This window comes from Mesorhizobium sp. M1334 (genome assembly GCF_040317995.1).
Lineage (GTDB): Bacteria > Pseudomonadota > Alphaproteobacteria > Rhizobiales > Rhizobiaceae > Mesorhizobium.
The window spans coordinates 165,713-192,030 of record NZ_JAMYLM010000003.1; the positions used below are offsets into that span (position 1 = coordinate 165,713).

Here is a 26,318-nt window from a genome sequence, read left to right on the forward strand (position 1 = left end):
CCGCACTCCCCTCTGTCCTGCCGGACATCTCCCCCTCAAGGGGGGAGATCGGCAGCTTCAACCGGGGCGCTTCCTTTGCCGCGTCCGAGATTAGCGAAAACAAAACATGCAGCCGATCTCCCCCCTTGAGGGGGAGATGTCCGGCAGGACAGAGGGGGGTAACGGCGCCGACCATGCCTACCGCTCCTGCCTCAGCGCGCTCTCGTGCCAGCGCCGCAAAATGAGATGCGAGACCAGCGACAGCACCAGGAAGATCAGGATGCCGGTCAGCGAGATCAGGATCAGCGCCGCGAACAGCCTTGGCGCGTTGAGCCGGTAGCCGGCCTCGATGATGCGCGAGGCGAGGCCGGACGACTGGCCGGTGGCGCCGGCGACGAACTCGGCCACCACCGCGCCGATCAGCGACAGCCCGCCGGCGATCTTCAGCCCGCCGAGGAAATAAGGCATCGCCGCCGGCAGCCGCAGATAGCGCAATTGCTGCCAGCGGGTCGCACCGTTGAGCTTGAACATGTCGCGCAGATTGCGGTCGACCGAATTGAGGCCGAGCGTGGTGTTGGAAAGGATTGGGAAGAAGGCGACGATCCAGGCGCAAAGCAAAAGCTTTGTCGTCTGGTTGTCGACATAGATGTTGATCAGCGGAAAGATCGCGACGATCGGCGTCACCTGCAGCACGATGGCGAACGGAAAGAACGACATCTCCACCCATTTCGACTGAGCGAACAGCACCGCCAGCCCGACGCCGCCGATGACGGCGAGAAGCAGGCTCAAGAAGGTGATCCTGAGTGTCACGAGCAGCGAGGAGAACAGCAGCCCGGCATCGTCATGCAACGTCTGCAGCACCACGCCGGGACGCGGCAGGATGTATTTCGGGATGTCGTTCCAGACGCAGACACGGTCCCACAGCCAGATCGCCAAGATCATGATGGCCAGCGGCAGCAGCCATCTGCCGATGCGCTCGAAGCGCTCCTGGCGGACGCGGCGCGCCTCCTCCGGGTCGAGCGCCAGGACTGGTTCTTCAATGGCCGTCATGATGCGGTCCGGCAGTTGAGTTGATGGCGCCGATCAGCACGTCGGATGCCTGGCGGCAGAGCGCGGCATAGTCGGGCGAGGTGCGAAACGCCTCGTCGCGCGGATAGGGCGCGTCGACGGCAAGCTCCGCGAACACTCGGCCCGGCCGCGCCGCCATGACGACGACGCGGTTGGAGAGGAAAACGCTTTCGAAGACGCTGTGGGTGACGAAAACGACGGTGAAATGCTCATCCTGCCATAGCTCCAGAAGGTCATTGTTGAGCTTGAAGCGGGTGATCTCGTCGAGTGCCGCGAACGGCTCGTCCATCAACAGAATCCGCGGCTTGGTCACCATGGCGCGGGCGATCGAGACGCGCATCTTCATGCCGCCCGACAGTTCGCGCGGCACCGCCTTCTCGAAGCCGGTCAGGTGAACCCGTGCCAGCATCTCCATCACCGTCGGTGCCGCCTTGGCCCGCGACACGCCCTTCAGCCGCAGCGGCAGCCAGACATTGTCGAAGACGTCGGCCCAGGGCAGCAGCGTCGGCTCCTGGAAGACGAAGCCGATATTCGAGCGGTCGCCGATATTCGAACGATCGCGGGCGCCGCTGCCGCGCCAGTCGAGCAGGCCCGAGGTCGGCGTCGACAGGCCGGCAATCAGCCGCAGCGCCGTCGATTTGCCGCAGCCGGACGGGCCGAGCAGGCTGAGGAAGTCGCCTTCCCGGATCGTCAGCTCGACATTGCTGAGCGCGGTGACGCCGTTGGAAAAAACCTTGCCGACGCCACGCAGCGCCAACAGCGTCGGCCCCGGTACACTTCCTGGCTGTTGCGCCACTTTCTCCAGCTTCACGGTCTACTTCTTCAGGTCGAGCCCGACGCCCTTGTTGACGAAGGAAAGCGTGTAGGCCTTCTTGATGTCGATGCCCGCCGGCGCGACCTTGGCCTTGACCATCTTGTCGTAAAAACTCTGGATGCGCGCGTCGGTCATGGCGCCGATGCCGAGCTTTTCGCTGTCGCCGGAATCGACCACGCCGAACTTCTTCAACTGCTCGATCGAGAAGGCGATCTGCTCATCCGTCATGTCCGGATTTTCCTTCTTGATCATTTCGTTGGCGGCCTTGTTGTCGCCGTAGAGATAATTGTACCAGCCCTTGGCCGAGCCATCGACGAAGCACTGGACCACCTCGGGCCGCTTGTCGATCGTCTCCTGCATGGTCTCGACCGTCGTTGCATATGTGTCCCAGCCATAGTCGGCCAGCAGGAACTGGTTCGGCGTGAAACCGCCCTGCTTCTGAACGGCGAATGGCTCCGAGGTGACGTAACCCTGCTGGATCGACTTCTTGTTGGCGATGAACGGCGCAGGGTTGAAGGTGTATGGCACGCGCTTGGCGGCATCGAAGCCAAGGTCGGTGACCATCCACTGGAAGAAGGTCTGCGCACCTTCGTCGCCGAGGATGTACTGGTCGGCGTTCTTCAGGTCTTCCCATTTGTCCAGCCCCTGGCCGGGATGGGACATGATGACCTGCGGGTCCTTCTGGAAGTCGGCGGCGACGACGCGCATCGGTATGCCTTGCTGCACGGCATCGAAGGCCGACAGCAAATTGCCGCCCATGTAGAAATCGATCTTGCCGGCCAGCAGCAGCGGCCGGCCGCTGACCTGTGGGCCGCCCTGCATGATCGTCACGTCGATGCCGCAGGCCGCATAGGTGCCATCTGCCACCGCCTGGTAGTAACCGCCATGCTCCGGCTCGGCCAGCCAATTGGTGCCGAAGGTGACTTTTTCGTTCGCTGCCGCAGCAAGCGTGCCTGCGCCAAGCAGCACGATCGCGCCGGCCGAAATCTTCAGTCTTCCGTACATCCACACCACCCTTTGTTCGCTCCGGCGCGTCACGCGGCGGGCTCGACACCATTGTTTCAAGAAGCAAGACACATGCCACCGGCGCGTTACGCCGGGACCGCCCGCTTGTGCAATGCCCGCCTGTGCAATGGCGGCGCGAAGGCCGGACGGGTCATGCTGTACGAAAGGCATCGTGCCTATTTTTTGATCGCCTGTCCACAATCGCCCTCGTGACATGCACCGCCATCTTGATGCCCGCATCGATCCCGCATTAGAGCGACGTGCGTCCACTTGGACGCACAAAGTATGCTCTAAAACTTCGTATCCTGTCGCATCGTGCTTTCCGAAAATCGATCTCGATTTTCGGGCCGATGCGATAGGCTGCCGTGAACGGAGATTGCCATGTTCAAATTTCTCACGCCGAAGTCGATCAAGCCGCCCTTCGCCCGCTACAGCCACGGCGTCGAGCTGCCGCCCGGCAAGCGGCTGGTGCTGTGTTCGGGCCAGGTCGCGATCACCGCGGACGACCAGATCCCGGAAGAGGCCGGCGCACAGGCTGAGCTCTGTTTCCAGAACATATCGGCGATTCTCCGCGAGGCCGGGCTCAGCCTGTCCGACATCGTCCGCATCAACGCCTACGTCACCGACCGCGCCTTCCTGCGCCCCTATATGGAGGTTCGCGACCGGCTGTTCGCCAGCCCTGCGCCGGCCTCGACGCTGATGATCGTTTCAGGTTTTGCCCGGCCGGAATTCAAGGTCGAGATCGAGGTCATCGCGGCGGGTTGAGCAGCGCTGGCCAGCGGCTGGAATCGACAGGCCGATGATCTCAAGTTACACGACAAAGGTTGGCGCTGCCCCTCATCCGCCAGCCGGCACCTTCTCCCCGTGTAGTGACGGGGAGAAGAGCGAGCCGGAACGCTGGCGATCCCCCTCTCCCCCGTCCTTCACGGGGAGAGGCTAAGGGTGAGGGGCAGCGCAAACGCCCATTCAGTCTCTTCGAGGTTCAAAATGGCCGGAACAAAAAAGCGCGTATGGTGGGGTGACTACCGGACCACCGAATACGCGACCATCGATCCTGAGGCGACCATTGCCGTTCTGCCGCTGGCAGCGATCGAGCAGCACGGGCCGCATCTGCCGGTTTCGACCGACACCTCGATCATGAACGGTATGCTGGAAACGGTGATCGCCCGCCTGCCCGGCGATCTCGACATCCGCATCCTGCCGGTGCAGGCGGTAGGCAAGTCGAACGAGCACCTGCATGCGCCCGGCACCCTCACCCTGCCGGCGACGACCTTGGTCGAGGCATGGACCGAACTCGGCCTGTCGGTCGCGCGCGCCGGCGTCCGAAAACTGATTGTCGTCAACTCGCATGGCGGCAATGAAGAGATCATGGGCATCGTCACCCGCGAATTGCGTGTGCGGGCAAAGATGCTCGCGGTAAAGACCAGCTGGCAGCGCTTTGGCCGGCCGGCCGGTATGTACACCGATCTCGAAGACCGCCACGGCATTCATGGCGGCGACGTCGAGACCTCGCTGATGCTGCATTTCCGGTCCGACCTCGTCGATATGGCCAAGGCCGACAATTTCGTGTCCAAGGTTGCCCGCGCCGAAAAGGAATTTTCGCTGCTGCGCCACACCGGAACGCACGCCTTCGCCTGGATCGCCAGCGATCTCAACCCGAATGGCGTGGTCGGCGACGCCAGCATTGCCACCGCCGAAAAAGGCCAGCTCACCGCCGAACATCAGGCCGACGGCTTCATCGGCTTGGTTAGGGACATGCGCAAGGCCAAGCTGGCGGATTGGCTGGCGTAGGTGTTTGATCCCACCAGCTTAGGCCTCGCTCACGAGGGGCGATTCCATTCGCGCGCGAGGATCCTCACTTCCCCTCTTGAAGCGGCGACACCGTGTAGATTTCGTCCAGTATCTTCACCATCAAGGTGTTGGCGGTCGCCTGGCCGTCGAGCGCGAGAGTCAGGTTGGTCCATATGACCAGGGTGACGTCATTGGCCGGATCGTAGCCCATGAAGGACTGGTAACCGGGCATCTCGCCTTCGTGATAGTAGATTTCGTTAGGCCCGAAGGTCAGCGTTAGGATGCCATAGCCGTATTTTTGCATGGCGTGTTCGCCCGGCTCCGGCGCCACAGGGCTTGCAAGCCACTGCCGCTGGAAGTCGGCATTGAAGAGCTTGCCCCCGACCAGTGCGCGCATCCAGGTCGCGAGGTCATCGGCGGTGGAGATGACTCCGCCAGCCGCAAAGTAGGCGGACGGGTTCTGCCATGTGTCGTCGTTGGGCTTGAGCGTTCCGGCCCTGGCCGCAGCCTGGAGGTCGTCCGGATAGGGCGCATCAGCCAGGGCGTACGAAGTACTGCCGTAGAGGTAACCGTTTGAGTATGGCTCGGGGATGGCGTTCGACGTGCTCGGCGGCAACGCCGTGTTCTTCATGCCGAGCGGCCCGAACAGGCGGTCCCGGAAGATGGTCGAGAGCGGCTTGCCGTCGATCTTCTCGGCAACAAGGCCGAGCAGATAGTAGTTGGTGTTGTTGTACTCGAATTCGGCACCCGGCGCGAAGTCCGGCGGCCGTTTGAACGCCATGCCGAGTACTTCATCGGCGGTCCATACCCTGTAAGGATACTTGTCCAGGCTTTCGGCAAGTTCCGGCGCATTTGTGAAGTTAGGGAGGCCGCTCCGCATTGTTATGAGCTGCCGAATGGTTATCTCGTCGCCGTTGGGAACGCGCTGGACGTATTTCGAGATCAGATCGGCAAAGCTCAGTTTCCCTTCCTGCACCAGTTGCACGATAACAGCGGCGGTCATCGTCTTGGTGTTCGAGGCCGCACGGAAGTGGGTATCGGCGCGCGGCGGGTTCGTGGCACCCAGTTCAGTCGTACCGTAGCCGAAGACGAGGTTGCCCCGCGGAGTCTTGAGCAAAACCATAGCACCGGGCAGCATAAGTTCCTTGGCCAAACCCTCGACAGTGGCTTGGAGCGCTGCCAGGTCGATCGACTTGAGAGCCGGCATGGAGGCGGCCATGGCGCTGCCTGTCGCGCAGACCACGCCGACAACGATTGCCAAAATTCTCCCGAACATCATTCGCCCCTTGGCCGTGTCCTAGAACTCCTGCGCACTTTCCCTGGAACTTGTTTTAAGGCTCAGATTTTCAATTCGAACGGTGTGCCTTCGAAAGCATCCGCGCCGCGCCCGATCGCCTGGATCGCTTCGATCATCCGGCCCCTGCGATCGAGCAGCGTGTCGGCGATCGCGATCAGCCGCGGATTGGGTGTCGCCGTCGGCGACAGCCTGCGCAGAGTCTCGGCCAACTCGGCCTCGTCGCGCTTCGGCGCCAGCGCTGCCGCGATGATATAGGCCGAGGCGGTCGAGCGGCTGATGCCGGCATAGCAATGCACCACCAGCGGCCGCGAGCGGTCCCATTGGCGGGCGAAATCGAGCAGGGTCAGAACGTGCTCCTCGCCCGGCATGGTCATGCCCTCCTGCGCCACCGCAATGTCGTGCATGACCAGATGCAGATGGTTTTCCCTGGTGATCGAGGCCGGTCGCACCACCTCCGTTCCGGCGGCGAGCAGCGAAAGCAGCCGCCCGGCGCCGGTCTTCGTCACCGTTTCCTCGACTTTGGACAGCGAGCAGACATGGATCATTGGGTCGTTTCTCCCTTGGCATCATCGTCGCGCCGCGAGGCCCAGCCGGCAAGCGCCGATTCGAGCCGCCGCCATTCTTCGTCGGCTCCCGGCAGGCCGGCGCGCAGCACATCCGGCCGGCCGGCGAAATGCCGAAGCAGGATGCCGCGCTGGCCAAGTGCCGAAAACAGGCCGGCAGCGTTCGCCAGCCTGAGATAGCGGAACAGCGTGGTGCCACCGGCGACAGGCACGCCGAAGCGGCCGAACAGCGTGTCGAGCCGTGCGGTATCCTCGGCCAGACGGCGCCGCATCCCGGCCTGCCAGCTGGTGTCGGCAAGCGCCCTTATGCCATATTCGAGCGCCGGCCCGGCAACCGCCCACGGCCCGAATTGCGCCTCCAGCCGCTCGACCATCAGCGCGTCGGCCAATGCAAACCCAAGCCGCAGGCCGGCCAGGCCGAAGAACTTGCCGAACGAGCGCAGCACGACGATGCCGCCCTGGTCGACGTCGCCGGCCAGGCTCTCGCTGCGCGGGCCGACATCCATGAAGGCCTCGTCGACGACCAGCAGCCCGCCTCTGGCGCGTAATGTCCCGGCAAGTCGAAGCAATCTTTCGCGCTCGACGACGCGCCCGTCCGGGTTGTTTGGATTGACGACGATCGCAAGGTTGGCCGCAGCCAGGGCTTCGAGATCATCGACTTCAGCCGCCGCGTGGCCGGCGATCGCTGCTGCCCGCCGATGCTCGGCATAAGTCGGCCCGAGCACCAGCGCCTTGCCCGGGCTGACCAGCGAAGCGACGCGCGGCAACAGGATCTGCGTGCCGGGCGCCGCCGCGACGTTCGCCGCCGACGGCGCGCCATAGGCGCTTGCCGCGAGTTCAGCCAAGTCGCGGCTGCGCGCCGTTTCCGGCAATCGCGACAGGGCGGTGGCGGGCAAATCGAAAAGCGGGTAGGAGTGCGGATTGATCCCGGTCGAGAGGTCGACGAAAGGCAGCGGCGCGTGAGGGAAAAGCGCCCTCGCCCGGCCAAGGCTTCCGCCGTGGTCCACTGCCGCCGTCACCCCATCAAGAGACTTCATGTCGATCCTGATCACTTTCCTGTCGCTGGCCATCGAACTTGTACTCGGCTACCCGGCCCGGCTCTTCGATGCCATTGGCCATCCCGTCACCTGGTTCGGCAGGCTGATATCCTTTCTCGACCGCAGGCTCAACCGCGCCACTGATTCCGACGCCGACCGTCGCCGCTGGGGCGTCGTCGCGCTGCTGGTGATCGTGCTGGTGCCGGCCGCCCTCGCCTTCTGGATCGAAGCCATGCTTTGGAGCATTCCCTTCGGCTTGTTGGTCACCGCAATCCTGGCGACGTCGCTGCTGTCGCAGAAGAGCCTAGCCGAGCATGTCGAAGCGGTGGCCGACGCACTCGACAGCGGCGGACTGGACATGGGCCGCATCGCCGTCTCCAGGATCGTCGGCCGCGATCCGGAAAAGCTCGACAGGGCCGCTGTCTGCCGCGCAGCGATCGAAAGTCTTGCCGAGAATTTCTCCGACGGCGTCGTCGCGCCGGCCTTCTGGATCGGTATTGGCGGGCTCGCCGGCGGCGTCGCCTACAAGGCCGCAAACACCGCCGATTCGATGATCGGCCACCGCACTCCGCGCCACGAAGCCTTCGGCTGGGCGGCTGCGCGCTTCGACGACTGGATCAACCTGCCGGCGTCGCGGCTGACGGCGCTGCTGATCGTGCTTGCGGCTTTCCTGGTAAAGGGCGCCGACGCCAAAGCCGCCTGGCACGCCGTGCGGCGCGATGCGAAAAAGCACCGCTCGCCCAATGCCGGCTGGCCGGAAGCAGCGATGGCCGGCGCGCTCGGCCTGGCGCTCGCCGGTCCCCGTTCCTATGACGGCGTGATGGTCGAAGACGCGTTGATGGGCGAAGGCGGCCGCCGCGACGATGTCGAGAGCACCGACATCCGACGGGCGCTGAAACTCTACCGGGTCGCCGACTTACTGCTGATCGGGCTGTTCGGGGTGGTCGCGGTGGTTGCTATCTTGGCGTGACCTGCGCTCGAGATCGAGCGCAAACAAAAAACCCGCCAAGCGGCGGGTCGTTGGAGCCAATTAGCACCATAGCGAAATTAGTAGCATAGCTGCCGGCACAAAGCAAGAACAAAATAGGGCAACGCCTCAAATAATCGGTTCAGGTCGGCGCTGCCCCTCAGCCTTACCTCCCCGTGAAAAGACAGGGAGACGGAGATCGCCAGCGTTGCGGCTAGCTCCTTCTCCCCGTCCTTCACGGGGAGAAGTCGCCGGCAGGCGATGAGGGGCAGCGCTGACCTCGACAAACCAGCAACACCCCTCAGAACTCAATCCCCTGCTGCGCCTTCACGCCGGCGGAGAAGTGGTGCTTGGTCACGCCCATCTCGGTGACCAGGTCGGCCGCCTCGACCAGTGCCGGCTTGGCGTTGCGGCCGGTGACGACGATATGCAGGCCTTGGCGGCGTGCCTTCAGCGCCGCGACCACCTTTTCGAGGTCGAGATAGTCGTAACGCAACGCGATATTCAACTCGTCGAGCACCACGAGGCTGATCGACGGCTCGGCCATCAGTTCGAGCGCTTTCGCCCAGGCGGCCTCGGCCGCCGCGATGTCGCGTTTCAGGTCCTGCGTCTCCCACGTAAAGCCCTCGCCCATGGCGTGCCAGACGACGCGATCGCCAAAACTGGAAAACGCGTCCTTCTCGCCGGTGTGCCATTTGCCCTTGATGAACTGGACGACGCCGACACGCTTGCCGTAGCCGAGCATCCTGAGCGCCAGACCGAGGGCGGCCGTGGTCTTGCCCTTGCCCGGCCCGGTGTTGACGATCAACAGCCCCTTCTCGACCGTCTTGGCTGCAACCTCGGCGTCCTGCACCGCCTTGCGCTTGGCCATCTTGGCGCGGTGGCGTTCCTCGTCCCCCTGTTCAATGGTCTTGGGATCGATAGTATCAGCCATGTCATTTCACCTTGAGCGGCAGCCCCGCCACCATCAAAAGCACGGTGCCGGCGACCGCCGCGACGTCCTGGTTCAGCCGGCCGGCGGCATCGCGAAACCGTCTTGCCAGCGCATTGTCCGGCACGATGCCCTGGCCGACCTCGTTGGACACCGCGAACCATGGGCCGCGCGGCCGCGACAGCACATCGGCCAGCCTTCGGCATTCGGCCTCGACATCATGGTCGGCCAGCATATGGTTGGTCAGCCACAGCGTCAGGCAGTCGATCAGCACCGGCTGGCCGTTGGGCAGTGCCTCGATCGCGCCGGCAAGGTCGAGCGGCGCCTCGATGGTCGTCCAGCCATCGCCTCGCCGCGAGCGGTGCAGCGCGATGCGCTGACGCATCTCCTCGTCATAGGCTTGCGCCGTGGCGATGTAGCTCCACGGCGCCGGACAGGCGCTCACCAGCCTCTCGGCAAGCGCGCTCTTGCCGGAGCGCGCACCGCCGATGACCAGGGTCAGCGCCCCGGCAGCGCGGTCAGGCAAAGCTGTCGCGCAGGCTGGTTGCCGCGCCGGTGAAGCGTCCGCGCACCAGCCCGACGACCGTACCGAGCACCAGCCAGAACACCAGATTGGTCAGCGTCACCGCCACCACGAACTGATGATGCAGGCCTTCCGGGATCGCCGTCTCGAAACTGTCGGGCTGCGGCGCGCCGACAATATGCGGCGCAACGATCAACGCCACGGCAAGGATCGCCAGCGGCAGCGATCTGCGGAAGGCGATAAGGCCGAGACCGGCCGCTGTCGCCACCACTGTTGCCCACCACCAGATCTGGCGTTGGACAAGGTCGGCCGCTGGCATCGCCGGCAGTTCCGGCGGCAGGCCGAGGCCGGGCGCCAGCGTGAACACGGCAAAGCCGGCAAGCCCCCAGAACAGGCCCTGGCGCCAATTGCCGATGCCGCCGGCGAATTCCGAAACCGCGACCAGGACCAGTGCGAAGCCAATGCCGGTGACAATATTGGCAACGACGCTGAAGCCAAAGCGCTCGAAGCCGTCGGCCGGCGCCCAGCCTTCGTCTTCAGCCGGAGCCATTGCTTCAGCCGGTGCCGGCGCGGCGCTGCTCATAGCCATCGTGCCGGCTGCGTTTTCGGCCGGTGCCGCAGGTGCCGCGGCATGGTCATGGCCGCCGCCGGCCTGTTCGTAGACTTCCGCCTTCAGGATGAGCGGCACGGTGGCGTAGGCCTGCATGCAGGCGAGAACGACGCCGGCCACAAGCCCTGCGATCGCCGCGATGAACACGACGTTGCGAAACAGTGTCATGATGTCAGCCCCTTGTCAGTGGCAGGGAAAGCCCATCGAGTGGCGATAGTCGTGCGCGGCATTGTGGACCGCATCGATATGCGAGAAGCCGACAAAGCCCATGACGAAAATGCCGAGGAATGCAGCAAGCGCCAGCTGCATGAAACGCGACTGCGAGGAGACGGAAGTGCCGAGCGAGACGGAAGCGGTATTCATGTCTTGTCCTTTCGCCCTCCACCCGAGGGCATAGAAGTCAGTTTCCTGTCGCCGGCAGGTCTCCTGGCTCGCGGATCAGCGCCCTTCCCCACCTTCCCGAAGGCGAACCTTCAGTGGCATATGGAGAGGACTACCGCACACAGTTGCGGGGGCAGCCACGGCATTGGGCAAACAATTTCGCCCGCACCGCATTCCCTCTTGGTTCCAAAACGGAACCGACGACATCAGCGACTATAGGCAGAATCGCCGCGCCCGGCAAACCAAATTCCGCCGGATCGTGTGGCGAATGCGCCGCCTCGCCAAACCGGAGAACTGGCGCCGCAGACGTCGCGATCTACGCGGTCGAACAGAACGGCCTGCGTTCGATGCGGCACTGCACCGCTTCCACAATTGGGTGCGCGAGCGCCATGCGGCGCTCGAACATCAAAGCGATTTGGGCAGATAGCGCCAGGTGACGAAGCCGCAGATCGCCGCCAGCAGGCCGAGTGTCGCGAAAACCGCGCCCAGGCCGAAGAACGCCAGCACCACGGAATAGACCAGCGGCGGCGTCAGCTCGGAAAAGTCGAGATAGGTGCGGTAGACCGCCGCCATCTGTGCCCGCTCATACGAGCGCACCGAGCGCATGAAGGCGGTCGAGCCCAGCGCATCGAGCGCGATGGTGAAGAAAGCACCGCAAAGCAGCAAGGCGCCGGTGATGAGCGGTGCGGCCTCGCCGACGGCGCCGGCCGCCAGCAGCGTTGCCGACATCGCGAAATAGGCGAACGTCATGGTGCGCCGGCCGCCGAAACGCTTTCCTGCCCTGCCCCAGAAGATGGCCATGAACAAAAGCGCATTGCCGGCCGAAACCAAGAGGCCGCCGGCGAGCTTGCCTTCGCCGGTGATCACCATGAACAGCGGCCCATAGACGAAGAACGTCGTCCAGAAGCAGGAGCGGCCGAAGGCGATCAGCCAGGCCAGCCTCAGCCTTGGCTGCGCGACGAAGCGGCCGATATTGGCCAGCGGATTGACCGGCCGCGTCTTGCCGGGGCGGATCGACGGGTTATCGCCAAGCCGGTAAGTCCAGAACAGCGCCAGCAAAGCCATGGCGAAGACGGCCACCGCGCCATGCGCGGCATAGATGCCGAAACGCGTGTAGAGGTAAATGCCGAGGGTCGGCCCGGCGGTCCAGGCAAGCATCGACCACGCCATGCGCAGCGACTCGGCCTGCATGAAATCGGTCTTGCGGATATGGTCCATGATGTAGAGGTTGAGCGTGATCGCCAGCGCGCCGGCGCCGACGACGCGGCAGAGCATGCCGACCACCTGGCCGGCCAGCGTTTGGGTGACGAAGAACAGCGAGCCGGCGGCCAGCAGGCAGGCGCCGGCGGTATAGACCCAGCGCCGGGCAAAGCGGGCGATCAGCATCGGCATGAACAGCGTCGCCGACAGGCCAAGCATCGCCACGATCGTGTAGAGGATCGAAACAATCTGCTCGTTGTGCAGTATCTCATAGGCCTGGATCGGGATGACGCTGGACACGGTGGCGCGCGCGAAGGATTCGACCGCATAGAGCGAGGCGAAGGTGCGGGCATCCGCCGGCCGCAAGGCCGCAAGCCAGATCGGATGGCGCACATGGGTAGCCATTGTGTTCCCCGAAGCCGAATCGCCCGAAGCAGGGTTGGAGCACAAATCTGCCGCGGCGATTCCTGGCCGGGTAACAGGAAACCGACGCCTTCACGGCAAAAAGCGAAGCCGGCCAAAGGCTTTCCGGCTCTGGCCTAAAGCAGCCCTGATGCCGACCGTCACCAACGCAACGCAAGGCCCTGCTTCTTTTGACGGTGGCAACCGTGATAGTCGTCTTGCCGGGGCTGAACCAAGACAGCGAGACCAATGAGCATCGACACGCCGAGCGCAGCCGTTCAGGATCAACCGAAGTCGAAGCGCATCGCCGCTATCGACATTGCACGCGGCATCGCATTGCTTGCCATGGCGAGCTATCATTTCACCTGGGACCTCGAATTCTTCGGCTACACCGATCCCGGCCTCACCGCCTTCGGCTGGTGGAAAATCTACGCGCGCTGCATCGCCTCGGGCTTCCTGTTCCTGGTCGGCATCAGCCTCTATCTCGCCCATGGCAAAAAAATCCGCTGGACCGGCTTCTGGAAGCGCTTCGCCATGGTTGCCGGGGCAGCGCTCGCAATATCGCTGGTCACCCGCATCGCCACGCCCGACGGCTTCATCTTCTTCGGCATATTGCACGAGATCGCGCTCGCCAGCTTGCTCGGCCTGGCGTTCCTGCGGCTGCCGGCGCTGCTGACGCTTTCCGTGGCGGCCCTCGTTATCGCCGCGCCTTTCTACTTGCGATCCGAGCTTTTCGATCCTCCGGCTTTGTGGTGGGTCGGCCTGTCGGCGACCAACCCGCGCTCCAATGACTACGTTCCGCTGCTGCCCTGGTTCGGCGCCGTACTTGCCGGCATCGCGGTTACCAAGCTCGCCGCCACCTCCGGCGCACTGACGCGGCTGTCGGCCTTGGCGCCGGGCCGCTGGGCAAACCCGCTGGTCTTCATCGGCCGGCACAGCCTTGCCTTCTATTTGATCCATCAGCCGGTGCTGATCGGCTCGGTCTGGCTGTTTTCGCAATTCATGCCGGCGCAGGCCGAAACCAGGGAGGTGAGTTTTCTGAAATCCTGCCAGATATCCTGCGAGCAGGCACGCGACACCGAGTTCTGCTCCAGCTATTGTGCCTGCATGCTGGACACTCTCCAGGGCGAAGCCTCGCTTGACCGGCTCTACAGCAACGACCAGTCCCTGGAGTGGAAGGCGCATATTGGCGAGCTCGCCGGCACCTGCACCGCCCAAACCGAGGCGGCGGAACCGGGAACGCGCTAGTCGAGGGAGGACAATAATGAGCGACAGTCACCCGAAACCCGTGCAGCAAAATCCTGGGCAGCCGAAGCTGGGGCACATCCCATGGCCGCCGCTGATCTATATCGCCGCCATCATCGTCAGCGTCGCGCTAGGGCTGTTCTATCCGCTGCCGTGGATCGACGATCTTCTCGGCGACATCCTGTTCGCCGCCGGCCTTGTGGGGTTGGTGGCGGTTGCCGCGCTCTGGTTCACGGCAATCCGCACCATGATCCGCGCCAAGACGACGCTCAACCCGAACGGCGTGCCTGACCATCTGGTGACCACCGGACCCTTCGCCGTCAGCCGCAACCCGATCTACCTCGCCAACACATTGCTGCTGGTCAGCCTCGCCTTTGCCACGGGGATCGCCTGGTTCCTGCCGCTGGCGGTCATCGCGGCGTTCCTGACGCAGAAGCTGACGATCGAGAGCGAGGAGAAGGTGCTGACGGCCAAATTCGGCAAGAAGTACCGGGACTACGCCAAAAGGGTGCGGCGCTGGATTTGAGCCGAGGCTGACAGCGCCTATGTGGTGACGCCGAGTTCCACCAGCCGCTCGACGCAGGATTCCTCGGCCTGGTCGAGTTCGGCCAGGGTCTCTTCGAGGTCGCGGCGTTTCTGGCGCAAATGCTCGCGCTTTTCCTCGATTCGCTTGATCATCAATTTGAGTTGGCCGACCTCGCCGGGCGGCTCCCTGTACATCTGGATGATTTCGCGGATCTCGTTGATCGAGAAGCCGAGCCTTTTTCCCCGCATGATCTGGCGGATCAGATGCCGGTCCGACGGACGGAACAGCCGGGTGCGGCCGCGCCGTACCGGCTGCACCAGCCCTTCATCCTCGTAGAAGCGCAACGTCCGCGTCGACACGTCGAATTCGCGGGTCAGTTCCGTGATCGAATAATATTCCCGCATCGTCACTCCAATGCCCCGACCACGCCGCGAGTTCCAACTGGCCGGCGCCGCCGGCGCCCAGGCGTTTACAGAATCGGCGGACAAGGCACCTTCCAAAGCCTCGCACGGCATTTACGTAAAAGTCAATTGAGGTGCCGTTCAGCGCACGCCGAACCACCATGTGGCGAGCCCGAGAAAGGCAAAGAAACCGACGACATCGGTGACCGTGGTGACGAAAACCGCCGAAGCCACAGCCGGGTCGATCTTGAAGCGGTCGAGCAGCAGCGGGATAAGGATGCCCGCCAGAGCCGCCACGAACATGTTGATGATCATCGCAGCCGCGATGATGCCGCCGAGATTGCGATCGTGGAACCAGGCAGCAGCCACGAGGCCGATCAGGATGGCGAAGATGATGCCGTTGATGAAACCCACCCCGATCTCGCGGCGGATGATGCGGCCGGCATTGTAGATGTCGAGGTCCCTGGTCGCCAGCGCCCGCACCGTGACGGTCATGGTCTGCGAGCCGGCATTGCCGCCCATGCCGGCGACGATCGGCATCAGCACCGCCAGCGCCACGATATGCTCGATGGTGCGGTCGAACAGGCCGATCACCGAAGCCGCCAGGAAAGCCGTCAAAAGATTGACCAGCAGCCAGGGCACGCGCGAGCGCGAGGTCGAAAAGATGCTGTCCGAGAGTTCTTCGTCGCCGACGCCGCCCATGCGCAGCAGATCTTCCTCGGCCTCCTGCTGGATGACGTCGACGACGTCGTCGATGGTCAGCACGCCGACCAGCCGCTCGTTCTCGTCGACGACGGCGGCGGACAGAAGATCGTATTGTTCGAATTCGCGCGCCGCCTCCTCCTGGTCCATGGTGGCCGGGATGGCATGCCTGGTCTCATGCATGACCTCTTCGACCTTGACCGAGCGTTTGGTGCGCAGGATCTGGTCGAGGTCGATGGCGCCAAGCAGTTTGAAGCTCGGATCGATGACGAAGATCTGGCTGAAACGGTCGGGAAGATTGTTGTCCTCGCGCATGTAGTCGATGGTCTGGCCGATCGTCCAGAAGGGCGGCACCGCGACGAACTCCGTCTGCATGCGGCGGCCGGCGGTCTCTTCGGGATAATCGAGCGAGCGCCGCAGCCTGATCCGCTCGGTGAACGGCAGCTGCGACAGGATCTCGTCCTGGTCCTCCTGGTCGAGGTCTTCGAGAATGTAGACGGCATCGTCGGAATCGAGATCCTGCACCGCCTGGGCGATCTGCGCATTGGGCAGACTGTCGACGATGTCGCGGCGGATCGCCTCGTCGACCTCGGTCAGCGCGGAAAAATCGAAATCCTTGCCCAGCAATTCGACCAGCGCGCGGCGCTGTTCGGGGTGCAGCGCCTCGAGCAGGTGGCCGAGTTCCGACTGGTGCAGATCGTCGACTTCACGCTTCAGCGTCAGCGTATCGCGATCGGCGATCGCGGCACCGATCTGGGCGAGGAACGACGACAGGATGACGCCGTCCTCGTCATAGATATCGGCGCGGCGCTCCTCGACGGCCCTGGCGCCGGTCATCTGTTCGTCCTGGCCTTCCACCAGCGCCTCCCGCCATCGGATTTCCGGATAAGGTGCCTGTCAGGTCTAACGCATGACCCTGACAATCGGAATCGATTTTGCGAAAGGACCATGCGCAACGGCAAATTGCTACAGCGCCGTTCGCGCGTCCAAACGACGCAACGCATACCGGATGGTAGGAGGAGAGGACGTTCTACAAACCTGCGGCGCTGCAAAACCTTCGCGGCGGCAGGTAAAGGGCAGCGTATCTCCCCGCCCCGGTCAACCAGATGGGCAGATCGACACTGATTCAAAACGGCGAGGCCGACAGTGCGAGGGCCTCGCTGTATTGGAATGGAAGGCTTCCCGATCAGGCGGCGTGGCGCTTCGCCTCAGCCGCATAGCGGTCCAGGAGACCGCTCCAGCCACCCTCGGATTCGAAGGCCTCGCGCATCGCCTCTGCGGTTTCGCCCATGTTCTCCAGAAGCCTGTGCTCGAGTTCCACACGCGTCGCGTTCTCACCGAGCGCGACAAAGCGGATCTCGACTTCGGTCAGCAGTGCCGGATCGTAGCGCCAGCCGGCTCCAATGCGCCAGGCGAGCGTCAGCCTGGACGGCGGATCCCAGGCGAGAACGTCGCCCCAATCGCATTGTGACCCATCCTCGCCAATCTCGTACCAGCGGCCGCCGGCTTTCGGTTCGATCACCGCGGTCGTCAGGGCGGATTTGCCGATCGAGTGCGAAGCCGGCCACCAGCGCCCGAATCCTGTGGTGAACACATCGAATGCCTTGTCGAGCGGCACTTCCACGGTCACCGACTTCCTGACCGGCGCGGGCTTGATCATGGTCGTCATTTCCTCTTCTCCTTGCTGTTGTCGACTTCCCGTTTGAAGGCGTCGAGCGCATCGCCCCACATGCGGTCGAGCCAGGCGCGCATCTCGCCAAGTCCATGCGGGTCGAGATGATAGATGTTGCTGGCACCTTTCGGCTCTGCGCGGACCAGCCGGGCTTCCTTCAAAACCTTGAGGTGCTGCGATACCGCCGGCTGCGAGACCGGAAGCACTCGCGTCAGATCGATGACCGAGCGTGGCCGATCGGCGATGAGCTCGAACACCTTGCGGCGCGTCGGATCGGCCAAGGCCATCATGCCTGCATAATCATAAACCATGACTTATGATAAGCTAAAACTTATGATACGTCAACGGGAGGCGGCAGGCTCGTTAAGCACCGGCCAGCCAGTTCGGTTTCCAGCCCCCGGGCAATCCCTTCACGCAGGGGCTTGGACAGCAAATGCGGATGCAAGATTACAGGGAAACAATCCGTCGCATGCGAGCCGGCGGCAAATGTCGACCACCGGGGAAAAGTAAACCTGGCGGCAAGGTTTTTACCTTATCGGTATATGTGTCTCTCCGGCGAAACGTTAAGAACGGGTAAATTGGTTTGGCCCTAACCACGGAAGCCTCTCGCTACCGGCCCTCCGCCATATGGCAATTGCGCCTCTCCTTGTTCATGGCGACATATGTTTTAGGCGCATCCGCACTATACCCAGAAGTATTCTATACGTCGGCCTTAATCTATTCTCACAAGTTTCTTGTTGGCATCCCGGTATTGTTTATCGGTGGCGTCTGCTGTGCCGCGCTAATCCATGGCCGGCGGCAACCGGTTCGCTACGCGCTGGATTTGGCTCAAGGGCGCTGGCGTGGTTGTCTGCTGGTGCTGCTGTTCTTCTTTGCCAGCTTGACCGCGTTCTCTACCTACAAGATCGCCATCCCGTCCGTCGTCCCATACTATGCCGACAACTGGTTGGCCGACGTTGATGAATGGCTGCACGGGATGCCGCCATGGGAGATCGTCCATAAGCTCGACAGCAACAATTGGTCGTCCGTCGTCTTCAACAGCTATGAAGTCATTTGGTTTTACCAGTGGTTCGGCACCATCCTTTTCGTGTCGCTCTGGTCGGACGAGATTGCCCGCATCCGCTATCTCTGCGCAGCAGCGCTGACGTTGTCCGTCCTCGGAACGGTCTTGGCCCTGGCGCTGGCATCGGTCGGACCGGTTTACTACCACCACTTCGTCGGCGTGGATCGCTTCCACGGATTGAATGCGGCCCTGGACAGGCTGGACCATAGTTACATGGTGAGGGAACCCGCGGCATATCTCCTGAAGGCTTACCAGAGCGGCCGGCCAAGTCTTGGCGGCGGCATCTCGGCCATGCCAAGCATGCATGTCGCCTTTGCCGTATTGAACGCCTATTTGCTGTCATCGATCAATCGCTGGCTTGGCGTTCTGGGTTGGACCTTTGCAGCCTTGATCCTGTACGGATCGGTGTTCACTGGCTGGCACTATGCCGTGGACGGCTACGCATCGATCGTTGTTGTATCGGTGATCTGGTGGACAACCGGACGCCTGGTGCGCGAATAGTTATGTGCGCTTGTCGATAGATGGCCAGTGCCCGCCGATGGCCACTTCGCATAAGCCAAACTCGCGACCGCAGTCAGGCAAAAAGCACGTGCCCCGACAAGGACGCTCCCTGCCGTGCTCGAATTCGACGAGCAAGAGATTCCGCTTTCGAATTTAATGGTGCGGTCGAGATGCAGCGCCGCAACGCCTGCCGCGTTGATTTTAAAGCATTTCTCTACGATTCCGCGGCGATTTGTATTGAGGGCGGTTCGGCAGCGGCAGAGCATGTAGTTCCAGCCAGCCACCGTCGGCGGGCAATTGGCCGCCCTGGCAGCGCATCCTCCTCCTGACGAACACCTAGTGCGGTCAACCCTTAGGCGCCGCGCCGCGCCGCTCGAGCGCGGTTTTGCGAATGATTTCTGCGATCTCCGGGCTGCTGCTGCACAGCATCTGGAAATCCGCCGAGTGTAGCGACAGGAGTGAGACCACCGTTGTGGCGCTGACGGTCGCCGAGCGCGGTTCGCCGGTGATCAGCGCCATCTCGCCGAAGAAGGCGCCAGGGCCCAGCTCCACCGGGTTCGGCGTCGCGACGCTGACGCGCCCCTCCACGACGAAGAACATCTGATCACCGGTCTCGCCCTTGCGGCAGATCACAGCGCCTGCCGGCACGCTGCGAGGTCGTAATGCGCGCACGATCTCGACCAGTGTGGCCGGGCCGAGCTTCTGAAACAACGGCACGGCGGCGACCAATTGCCAATTGCGGACGAAATCCTCGCGACGGACTTCTTGATAAAAGCCGGTGGCAAGAATGCCAGCCCAGAGCGCGAAGATGCCGATGCCACTCATCATGACCGCCCCGGCAAGGACGCGGCCGGCGAAGCTTTCCGGAATAGCGTCGCCATAGCCGGTGGTGGACAGCGTGACCACCGCCCACCACATTGCCTGGGGGATGCTGCCGAACTTTTGCGGTTGGACGTCGCGCTCGATCACATAGGCTGCGAGCGCAACACCGAACAGAACGATGCCGAAGACCGTGGCGACGCCGATCAGGTTGCGCGCTTCGTTGGTCAGGATTCTGCCCAGCAGCGGGAAGAAAGTTGAATCGCGCAGCGGTTTCAGCAGCCAGACAGCACAGTAGAGGCTCCGATCGGGCGTGCCGACGAGCAGAAATGCGGCGAGTGGAACCAAAACCGCGACCACATCAATGGCGATTGCCGGCGTCCTGTCCCGAACGTCTCCCGCCCGGCGCTTGAGCAGTTTCTCGGCCAGTTCCAGGAGATAGATGCCCCAAATGACCGCGAGCACGGCAGCCAAAGCCAGTCTGCTTCGCCCGGACATGTCCGGTGTCGTGAGCGCAGCCACCGCCACAAGCCCAGTCGCAGCCAGCACCGCGTTGAGCGGCGCGTAAATTCTTAAGAACGGCAGTACCGACATTCTATGCCCACGAGCGGATGCTATCCTCCAGAATAGGATGCCTTCAAGGCAAGCGCAAAGGTGCTTGCTTTCGCTGCGATGCCCGTCACCAACCGTGAACTCAGATGTCCGGGAAAGTGAACAGACGGCATAGGACGCGAATTAACAAATTACGGTGACAGTGCGCTTTTTGCCGTATTTGCACGGCTGTGCGACAAGCCTGAAAAATCGCAATAACTTCCACAGCCAAAAGACTGATTGGTGCGGTCGAGAAGACTCGAACTTCCACGGGTTGCCCCACAGCGACCTCAACGCTGCGCGTCTACCAATTCCGCCACGACCGCACGTGGTAGGAGCCGGAACCAACCGGCCCGCGGCGTGTAGCAAATCGTTTCCGGTGAAACAAGTGCGCGGCTAGCAATAATCGGCCGGACATCGGCACAACTCTTCAAGGGGCCGAACGTGCCGGAACTGGACGTTTGTACCGATTGCCGCCATATGAGTGGCGAGACGAGATATCATGACAGAACGCAGCCAGATCGCCACGTCGTTCCTGCCCTTGCCCGGCTCGGCGCCGGTCGAATGGCGCATCGAGCCTGGGCTCACCGACTATCCCGATGCGCTCGCCCTGATGGAGGCGCGCGCCGAGGCAGTCCGCAGCGGCGCCGCCGGCGAGATGGTCTGGCTGGTCGAGCACCCGCCGCTCTACACCGCCGGCACCAGCGCCCGCGTCGAGGACCTGATCGAGCCGGACCGCTTCCCGGTCTTTGCCGCCGGGCGTGGCGGCGAATACACCTATCATGGGCCGGGCCAGCGGGTCGCCTACGTCATGCTCGACCTGAAGCGGCGGCGCGAGGATGTCCGCGCCTTCGTCGCCGCTCTCGAACAATGGATCATCGGCTCGCTGGCCGCCTTCAACGTACGCGGCGAACGCCGCGAGGACCGCGTCGGCGTCTGGGTGGTTCGGCCGGACCGCCCCGCTTTGCCCGATGGCTCGGCGGCCGAGGACAAGATCGCCGCCATCGGCATAAGGCTGAGGCGCTGGGTGAGCTTTCACGGCATCGCCATCAATGTCGAGCCGGACCTTAGCCATTTCAGCGGCATCGTGCCGTGCGGCGTCCAGGATCACGGCGTCACCAGCCTTGTCGACCTCGGCCTTCCCGTGACCATGGCCGACCTCGACCTGGCGCTGAAATCCGCTTTCGAGGACGTGTTCGGGCCCGCCGCGGTATCGCCTGTCGAAGTGTCCCGCAAGGCCGGCTGAAACACTCGCCCAATGCCTGCGCCAATATGCGAAGGCGGCCTTCGCTCATCAGCATCGAGCCCGCCCTTGAGCTCAATCTCACATCGCGCCGATCCAGATTGCCATGGAAATGAGGAACGTGCTCATGCACACCAGCGAAACGACATCCTGAACAAGATCGGTCATAACTCTCTCCTGTTGTTAGTGTGTTCGTATTTTGTTCTAATTTTGTTCGAATGTCAACGATCGCAGCCCAGGTGTCACCGGAATTGCGCTCGGTCATTTCGACAGGGTTAAGAAAGGGTTGAAAAGGGAGATGCCGGGCGTTTCGGGGCCGACAGGCGCGCGAAAGTGGCGGGACGGCGCACGGCAGCTCGCAGGCCGGCATCGCCTCAATAGCAGCGCACCCCTAAAGCGGCACAACCTTGCCGTCGGCCAGCGTCACGCGGCGGTCCATGCGCGAGGCGAGCTCGTGATTGTGGGTGGCGATCAGCGCCGCCAGGCCCGATTGCCGGACCAGTGCTGCCAGCGCCTCAAACACATAGGAAGCGGTCACCGGGTCGAGATTGCCGGTCGGCTCGTCGGCCAAAAGCACCAGCGGCGCGTTGGCGACGGCACGCGCAATGGCAACCCGCTGCTGCTCGCCGCCGGAGAGCTCGGAGGGGCGATGCTGTGCCCGCTTGCCGATCTGCATATAGTCGAGCAATTGCGCCGCCCGCTCGGCCGCCTCCTTGCGCGGCAGCCCTTTTATCAGCTGCGGCATCATGATGTTTTCCAGCGCCGAGAATTCAGGCAGCAAATGATGGAACTGATAGACGAAGCCGACGTCGTTGCGGCGGATCGCCGTGCGCTCGTCGTCGGAAAGCCGGCCGCAGGCGCGCCCCGCCAGGATCACGTCGCCGGCGTCCGGTCGCTCCAGCAGCCCGGCGGTGTGTAGCAGCGTCGACTTGCCGGTGCCCGACGGCGCCACAAGCGCCACCATCTCGCCACGCTTCAGCGAAAAATCGGCGCCGTTCAGGATGGTCAGCTTGCGCGGTCCCTGCACATAGTGCCGTTCGACGCTCTTCAGCTCGATAATGGCCTCGGCCATCACTCGTACCTCAGCGCTTCGACCGGATCGAGCCTGGCCGCGCGCCACGCCGGAAACAGCGTGGCCAGGAACGACAGCGCCAGCGCCATGAGAACGACGGAGATCGTCTCGCCGGCATCCATGCGGGCCGGCAATTGGCTCAGGAAATAAAGCTCGGGATTGAACAGCCGCTCGTTGGCCAGCCAGGAGAAGAACTGGCGAATGCGCTCGACGTTGAGGCAGATCACGATGCCGAGCAGCACGCCGGCGATGGTGCCGACAACGCCGATCGCCGCCCCGGTCATCAGGAAGATGCGCAGGATCGCGCTGCGCGTCGCGCCCATGGTGCGCAGGATGGCGATGTCGTGGCCCTTGTCCTTCACCAGCATGATCAGGCCCGAAATGATGTTTAGCGCCGCCACCAGCACGATCAGGGTCAGGATCATGAACATGACGTTGCGTTCGACCTGCAGCGCGTCGAAGAACGTCTTGTTGCGTTGCCGCCAATCGACAAGGCTGATCGGCCGCTGCGCCGCCTCTTCGACCTTCGGCTTCAGCGCGTCGATATTGTCGGGATTGTCGGCATAGATCTCGATCGTCTGCGCCCGGCCGTCCATGTTGAAATAAAGCTGCGCTTCCGAGAACGGCATGTAGACGATGGAACTGTCATATTCCGACATGCCGACCTCGAAGATCGCGGTGACCGGATAGCCTTTCATGCGCGGCGTCGTGCCAAGCGGCGTGATGTCGCCCTCGGGCGAAATCAGCGTGATCGTATCGCCAAGCACTAGGCCGAGATTCTCGGCCATGCGGCTGCCGATGGCGACGCCTTCGCCGGTGTCGAAGCCGACGATCGAGCCCTCCTTGATATTGTTGGCGACGATGGTGATCTTGCCGAGATCCTCGCCGCGTATGCCGCGCACCAGCGCGCCGGTGCCGCCGCCGACATTGCCTTGCGCCAGCACCTGCCCGTCGATCAACGGGATGGCGTATTTGACGCCGGGCACGCCGTTGATGCGGCCGGCGACCTGGGCATAGTCCTCCAGCGGCATGTCGAGCGGCTGCACGATCAGGTGCCCGTTGACGCCTAGGATGCGCGTCAGCAGTTCGGCGCGAAAGCCGTTCATCACCGCCATGACGACGATCAGCGTGGCGACGCCCAGCATGATGCCGAGGAAGGAGATCGAGGCGATGACCGAGATCACCGTCTCCTTGCGACGCGAGCGCAGATAGCGCCACGCCACCATGCGCTCGAAGCCGGAAAAAGGCCCGGCGCCCAATGGTCTTGCTGCCGCCGCTTTGTTCATGCGGCGGCACCGAAACGCTGCTTCGCGTCCGCGATCGGCAGCGTCTCGCGCTCGCCGGTCCTCCGGTTCTTGATTTCGACCTCGCCGGCGGCGACACCACGCGGCCCGACGATCACCTGCCACGGAAGCCCGATCAGGTCGGCGGTGGCGAACTTGCCGCCCGGCCGCTGGTCGGTGTCGTCGTAGAGCACCTCCTTGCCCGCGGCGGCAAAGGCGGCATTCAGCTCGCCGCAGACGCGGTCGCATTCGGCATCGCCGGCCTTCATGTTGATTAGGCCGACATCGAACGGCGCCACCGCCTCCGGCCAGATGATGCCGTTATCGTCATGGCTGGCTTCGATGATCGCGGCGACCAGCCTGGACGGGCCGATGCCATAGGAACCGCCAGAAACGAAATGATCCTTGCCGTCCGGGCCGGTCACCTTGGCGCCCATCGGCTTGGAATATTTGTCGCCGAAATGGAAGATATGCCCAACCTCGATGCCGCGCGCCGAGACCCGGTCGCTCGCTGGCACCTTCTCCCATGCCGCCTCGTCATGCATCTCGTCGGTGGCGGCATAGGGCGTCGTCCATGTCTTGACGATGGCGCCGATCTCGGCGTCGTTCGAAAAATCCGTGTCTGCGCCGGGCACTGCCAGCGAAAGATAATCGCGGTGGCAAAACACCTGGCTCTCGCCGGTGTCGGCCAGGATGATGAACTCATGGCTGAGGTCGCCGCCGATCGGCCCGGTGTCGGCGCGCATCGGGATAGCCTGAAGCCCCATGCGCGTAAACGTCCTGAGATAGGACACGAACATGCGGTTATAGGCGGCCTTGGCGCCTTCATAATCGAGGTCGAAGGAATATGCGTCCTTCATCAGGAACTCGCGCGAACGCATGACACCGAAGCGCGGGCGCACCTCGTCGCGAAACTTCCACTGGATGTGATAGAGGTTGAGCGGCAGGTCCTTGTAGGACTTGACGTAGGAGCGGAAGATCTCGGTGACCATCTCCTCGTTGGTCGGCCCGTAGAGCATATCGCGGTCTTGCCGGTCCTTGATGCGCAGCATCTCCTTGCCGTAATCTTCATAGCGGCCACTTTCGCGCCACAGCTCGGCCGATTGGATGGTCGGCATCAGGATTTCGAGCGCGCCGGCGCGATTCTGCTCCTCGCGGATAATCCGGCAGACCTTGTCCAGCACCCGCTTGCCGAGCGGCAGCCAGGAAAAGCTGCCCTGCCCCTGCTGGCGGATCATGCCGGCACGCAGCATCAGCCGATGCGAGACGATCTCGGCCTCGCGCGGGTTTTCTTTGAGGATGGGCAGGAAATAGCGCGACAAACGCATGAACTGGTCCGTGAGAGAGGATGGCGGCGCCGGAATCGGCGCGGCACAGGCTTGCTTGCCCCGGCTTCATAGCCATTTCATGGCGGAATGGAAACCCGGCCCAGGCGCTGCACAGGCGCCGCAATTGCCGCACACGGCTTGCTGGCCGTTTCGCAAGCAACGCCTGCCGTACTATTGTGCACTGCAGCACGAGATTGCCTGTTTCCGGGCAAAATTCTTCGTGACATTTTCACCCGCCTTAGGCTAGTGTGCCCACATAACCGAGAGGGTAGAGAAAAATCTGCCCTCCTACGCGGTCAAAGTCTTGGGAGGATGCGATCTAGGCGCGGTAACTCGCTGCCGCCGGACACCGGAAACAGATCGGACGCGTTTAAATTGCAAGGCCTCGCGCCTTGCATTTTTTTTGTGCAATCATTTGGTTAGCACGACAGATTACCAAACTACATGACGTTGCGTCAGCCCAAGCCCGCCCGGGGCTTTACTTGGGTTGACCTTGCTGGCTCAGCTTGATTTCAGGGCGTCGGCTAGGCTGGGATAGCCGGACACGGTAGGTAGCCGGCTAATGCGCTGGGCTCTGGTTGAAATCCGGCACGATATGCGGGATGTCATCGATGCCGAGGCCAAGCCCTCTCGTGATGCCGTAGAAGATACCCATGAGGACCAGCGTGGCGATTGTCGTGCGCAGCGCCGCGCGCAGCATATGCGGTCCGCGCGGTGCACTCGGAACCGTGCCAAGCGTCACGTCCCGGTCCTCGTCCTGTGTTCGCATGCTGAACGGCAGGACGGCGAACAACACCACCCACCATGTGGCGAAGAACAGGGCGACAAACGAAACCCAACTCATGCTTGCTCCAGTTCGACCAGCGTGCCGAAGAAATCCTTGGGGTGCAGAAACAATACCGGTTTGCCATGCGCGCCGGTCTTCGGCTTGCCGTCGCCCAGCACGCGCGCGCCGCTGGCCTTGAGACGGTCGCGCGCCGCAACAATGTCGTCCACCTCGTAGCAGAGATGGTGCATGCCGCCGGACGGATTCTTCTCGAGGAATGCGGCGATCGGCGAGGCTTCGCCGAGCGGCTCGAGCAACTCGATCCTGGTGTTGCCGACGTCGACGAACACCACCGTAACGCCATGCTCCGGCAGCGCCTGCGGCGCGGTTACGCGGGCGCCAAGCGTATCACGATAGACCGCCGCAGCCGCGGCCAGATCCGGCACCGCAAGCGCGACATGGTTGAGACGTCCGAGCATAGGGTGCTCCGAAAGTTAGGGGGATAGGGGAGTAGGGCAGTAAGGGAATAGGGAAAAAG

28 protein-coding genes, 1 tRNA gene and 1 riboswitch are annotated in these 26,318 nt (G+C 63.1%); of the genes, 7 read left to right on the top strand and 22 right to left on the bottom strand.

Going from position 1 to position 26,318, the window contains the following annotated elements:
* Positions 1–177 precede the first annotated feature (177 nt).
* From NKH17_RS07840 to NKH17_RS07850, 3 genes are read right to left on the bottom strand one after another with little or no spacing between them, the layout of a single operon-like run.
* The gene (locus NKH17_RS07840; RefSeq protein ID WP_254818144.1) at positions 178–1,029 is read right to left on the bottom strand and encodes an ABC transporter permease; all 852 of its coding nucleotides are present in this window, start codon (positions 1,027–1,029) and stop codon (positions 178–180) included.
* Complete coding sequence (locus NKH17_RS07845; RefSeq protein ID WP_352505726.1) at positions 1,016–1,858, bottom strand: ABC transporter ATP-binding protein; 843 nt, start codon at positions 1,856–1,858, stop codon at positions 1,016–1,018. The genes NKH17_RS07840 and NKH17_RS07845 overlap by 14 nt, the downstream gene beginning before the upstream one ends.
* 3 nt (positions 1,859–1,861) lie before the next feature.
* On the bottom strand, positions 1,862–2,866 hold the full coding sequence (locus NKH17_RS07850) for an ABC transporter substrate-binding protein (RefSeq protein WP_254818142.1): 1,005 nt from the start codon (positions 2,864–2,866) through the stop codon (positions 1,862–1,864).
* A 381-nt stretch (positions 2,867–3,247) separates the two neighbouring features.
* On the opposite strand from NKH17_RS07850, the gene NKH17_RS07855 reads away from it, so the two are divergent.
* Positions 3,248–3,631: a RidA family protein gene (locus NKH17_RS07855; RefSeq protein ID WP_254818141.1), complete on the top strand. Its 384-nt coding sequence runs from the start codon at positions 3,248–3,250 to the stop codon at positions 3,629–3,631.
* A gap of 222 nt (positions 3,632–3,853) precedes the next feature.
* Positions 3,854–4,657, top strand: coding sequence for a creatininase family protein (locus tag NKH17_RS07860; RefSeq protein ID WP_352897187.1), 804 nt, complete (start codon positions 3,854–3,856; stop codon positions 4,655–4,657).
* Between the two features lie 64 nt (positions 4,658–4,721).
* Here NKH17_RS07860 and NKH17_RS07865 read toward each other — a convergent pair whose 3' ends face one another.
* From NKH17_RS07865 to cobD, 3 genes are read right to left on the bottom strand one after another with little or no spacing between them, the layout of a single operon-like run.
* Positions 4,722–5,936, bottom strand: coding sequence for a serine hydrolase domain-containing protein (locus NKH17_RS07865; protein ID WP_352970518.1), 1,215 nt, complete (start codon positions 5,934–5,936; stop codon positions 4,722–4,724).
* A 59-nt stretch (positions 5,937–5,995) separates the two neighbouring features.
* Positions 5,996–6,499 (bottom strand): tyrosine phosphatase family protein, encoded by a 504-nt coding sequence (locus tag NKH17_RS07870; protein WP_352897183.1) that lies wholly within the window; start codon positions 6,497–6,499, stop codon positions 5,996–5,998.
* A complete protein-coding gene (gene cobD, locus NKH17_RS07875; protein WP_352897181.1) occupies positions 6,496–7,554 on the bottom strand; it encodes a threonine-phosphate decarboxylase CobD in 1,059 nt (352 codons plus the stop codon). The genes NKH17_RS07870 and cobD overlap by 4 nt, the downstream gene beginning before the upstream one ends.
* On the opposite strand from cobD, the gene cbiB reads away from it, so the two are divergent.
* Positions 7,553–8,524, top strand: a complete 972-nt coding sequence (gene cbiB / locus NKH17_RS07880; RefSeq protein WP_352897179.1) for an adenosylcobinamide-phosphate synthase CbiB — start codon at positions 7,553–7,555, stop codon at positions 8,522–8,524. The genes cobD and cbiB overlap by 2 nt on opposite strands.
* A gap of 298 nt (positions 8,525–8,822) precedes the next feature.
* On the opposite strand, the gene cobO is transcribed toward cbiB, so the two are convergent.
* The 5 genes from cobO to NKH17_RS07905 form a co-directional block, all read right to left on the bottom strand.
* On the bottom strand, positions 8,823–9,455 hold the full coding sequence (gene cobO / locus NKH17_RS07885; RefSeq protein WP_352897177.1) for a cob(I)yrinic acid a,c-diamide adenosyltransferase: 633 nt from the start codon (positions 9,453–9,455) through the stop codon (positions 8,823–8,825).
* Position 9,456: 1 nt separating this feature from the next.
* On the bottom strand, positions 9,457–9,978 hold the full coding sequence (gene cobU / locus NKH17_RS07890) for a bifunctional adenosylcobinamide kinase/adenosylcobinamide-phosphate guanylyltransferase (RefSeq protein WP_352897175.1): 522 nt from the start codon (positions 9,976–9,978) through the stop codon (positions 9,457–9,459).
* Positions 9,971–10,753: a CbtA family protein gene (locus NKH17_RS07895; protein ID WP_352897173.1), complete on the bottom strand. Its 783-nt coding sequence runs from the start codon at positions 10,751–10,753 to the stop codon at positions 9,971–9,973. Before NKH17_RS07895 ends, cobU begins: the two co-directional genes overlap by 8 nt.
* 15 nt (positions 10,754–10,768) lie before the next feature.
* A complete protein-coding gene (locus NKH17_RS07900) occupies positions 10,769–10,948 on the bottom strand; it encodes a CbtB domain-containing protein (protein ID WP_352821478.1) in 180 nt (59 codons plus the stop codon).
* A gap of 36 nt (positions 10,949–10,984) precedes the next feature.
* Positions 10,985–11,183, bottom strand: a riboswitch (cobalamin riboswitch).
* Positions 11,184–11,371: 188 nt separating this feature from the next.
* Positions 11,372–12,571, bottom strand: coding sequence for an MFS transporter (locus NKH17_RS07905; protein ID WP_352897171.1), 1,200 nt, complete (start codon positions 12,569–12,571; stop codon positions 11,372–11,374).
* A gap of 246 nt (positions 12,572–12,817) precedes the next feature.
* Here NKH17_RS07905 and NKH17_RS07910 point away from each other — a divergent pair, with 246 nt between their 5' ends.
* Entirely contained in the window at positions 12,818–13,816 is a 999-nt protein-coding gene (locus NKH17_RS07910; RefSeq protein ID WP_352897169.1) for a heparan-alpha-glucosaminide N-acetyltransferase, read from the top strand.
* Between the two features lie 16 nt (positions 13,817–13,832).
* Entirely contained in the window at positions 13,833–14,339 is a 507-nt protein-coding gene (locus NKH17_RS07915; RefSeq protein ID WP_352897167.1) for a methyltransferase family protein, read from the top strand.
* Positions 14,340–14,356: 17 nt separating this feature from the next.
* Here NKH17_RS07915 and NKH17_RS07920 read toward each other — a convergent pair whose 3' ends face one another.
* The 4 genes from NKH17_RS07920 to NKH17_RS07935 all read right to left on the bottom strand — a co-directional run bounded on the left by NKH17_RS07920 (position 14,357) and on the right by NKH17_RS07935 (position 17,425).
* Positions 14,357–14,743, bottom strand: coding sequence for a MerR family transcriptional regulator (locus NKH17_RS07920; RefSeq protein WP_254818129.1), 387 nt, complete (start codon positions 14,741–14,743; stop codon positions 14,357–14,359).
* 138 nt (positions 14,744–14,881) lie between these two features.
* Positions 14,882–16,279 carry a magnesium transporter gene (gene mgtE / locus NKH17_RS07925; RefSeq protein WP_302895619.1) on the bottom strand — a complete coding sequence of 466 codons (1,398 nt, stop codon included), beginning with the start codon at positions 16,277–16,279 and terminating at the stop codon, positions 14,882–14,884.
* Positions 16,280–16,628: 349 nt separating this feature from the next.
* The gene (locus NKH17_RS07930) at positions 16,629–17,111 is read right to left on the bottom strand and encodes an SRPBCC family protein (RefSeq protein WP_352646991.1); all 483 of its coding nucleotides are present in this window, start codon (positions 17,109–17,111) and stop codon (positions 16,629–16,631) included.
* Positions 17,108–17,425, bottom strand: coding sequence for an ArsR/SmtB family transcription factor (locus NKH17_RS07935; RefSeq protein ID WP_352477563.1), 318 nt, complete (start codon positions 17,423–17,425; stop codon positions 17,108–17,110). Before NKH17_RS07935 ends, NKH17_RS07930 begins: the two co-directional genes overlap by 4 nt.
* A gap of 272 nt (positions 17,426–17,697) precedes the next feature.
* Here NKH17_RS07935 and NKH17_RS07940 point away from each other — a divergent pair, with 272 nt between their 5' ends.
* Positions 17,698–18,678: a phosphatase PAP2 family protein gene (locus NKH17_RS07940; protein ID WP_352970527.1), complete on the top strand. Its 981-nt coding sequence runs from the start codon at positions 17,698–17,700 to the stop codon at positions 18,676–18,678.
* A gap of 345 nt (positions 18,679–19,023) precedes the next feature.
* On the opposite strand, the gene NKH17_RS07945 is transcribed toward NKH17_RS07940, so the two are convergent.
* Both NKH17_RS07945 and NKH17_RS07950 read right to left on the bottom strand, forming a co-directional pair.
* Positions 19,024–20,091 (bottom strand): cyclic nucleotide-gated potassium channel, encoded by a 1,068-nt coding sequence (locus NKH17_RS07945; protein ID WP_352897164.1) that lies wholly within the window; start codon positions 20,089–20,091, stop codon positions 19,024–19,026.
* A 238-nt stretch (positions 20,092–20,329) separates the two neighbouring features.
* A tRNA-Leu gene (locus tag NKH17_RS07950) sits at positions 20,330–20,414 on the bottom strand.
* Positions 20,415–20,590: 176 nt separating this feature from the next.
* Between NKH17_RS07950 and lipB the strand changes: the two genes are divergently transcribed.
* Positions 20,591–21,334, top strand: a complete 744-nt coding sequence (gene lipB / locus NKH17_RS07955) for a lipoyl(octanoyl) transferase LipB (RefSeq protein ID WP_352897162.1) — start codon at positions 20,591–20,593, stop codon at positions 21,332–21,334.
* A 388-nt stretch (positions 21,335–21,722) separates the two neighbouring features.
* On the opposite strand, the gene NKH17_RS07960 is transcribed toward lipB, so the two are convergent.
* The 5 genes from NKH17_RS07960 to mce all read right to left on the bottom strand — a co-directional run bounded on the left by NKH17_RS07960 (position 21,723) and on the right by mce (position 26,259).
* Positions 21,723–22,406, bottom strand: a complete 684-nt coding sequence (locus NKH17_RS07960) for an ABC transporter ATP-binding protein (protein ID WP_254818120.1) — start codon at positions 22,404–22,406, stop codon at positions 21,723–21,725.
* Complete coding sequence (locus NKH17_RS07965) at positions 22,403–23,689, bottom strand: lipoprotein-releasing ABC transporter permease subunit (RefSeq protein WP_352897160.1); 1,287 nt, start codon at positions 23,687–23,689, stop codon at positions 22,403–22,405. The genes NKH17_RS07960 and NKH17_RS07965 overlap by 4 nt, the downstream gene beginning before the upstream one ends.
* A complete protein-coding gene (gene proS, locus NKH17_RS07970) occupies positions 23,686–25,014 on the bottom strand; it encodes a proline--tRNA ligase (RefSeq protein WP_352897158.1) in 1,329 nt (442 codons plus the stop codon). The genes NKH17_RS07965 and proS overlap by 4 nt, the downstream gene beginning before the upstream one ends.
* 559 nt (positions 25,015–25,573) lie before the next feature.
* Positions 25,574–25,858: a DUF1467 family protein gene (locus NKH17_RS07975; protein WP_254818117.1), complete on the bottom strand. Its 285-nt coding sequence runs from the start codon at positions 25,856–25,858 to the stop codon at positions 25,574–25,576.
* Positions 25,855–26,259, bottom strand: coding sequence for a methylmalonyl-CoA epimerase (mce, locus tag NKH17_RS07980; RefSeq protein ID WP_352477558.1), 405 nt, complete (start codon positions 26,257–26,259; stop codon positions 25,855–25,857). Before mce ends, NKH17_RS07975 begins: the two co-directional genes overlap by 4 nt.
* Between the last annotated feature and the right edge of the window lie 59 nt (positions 26,260–26,318).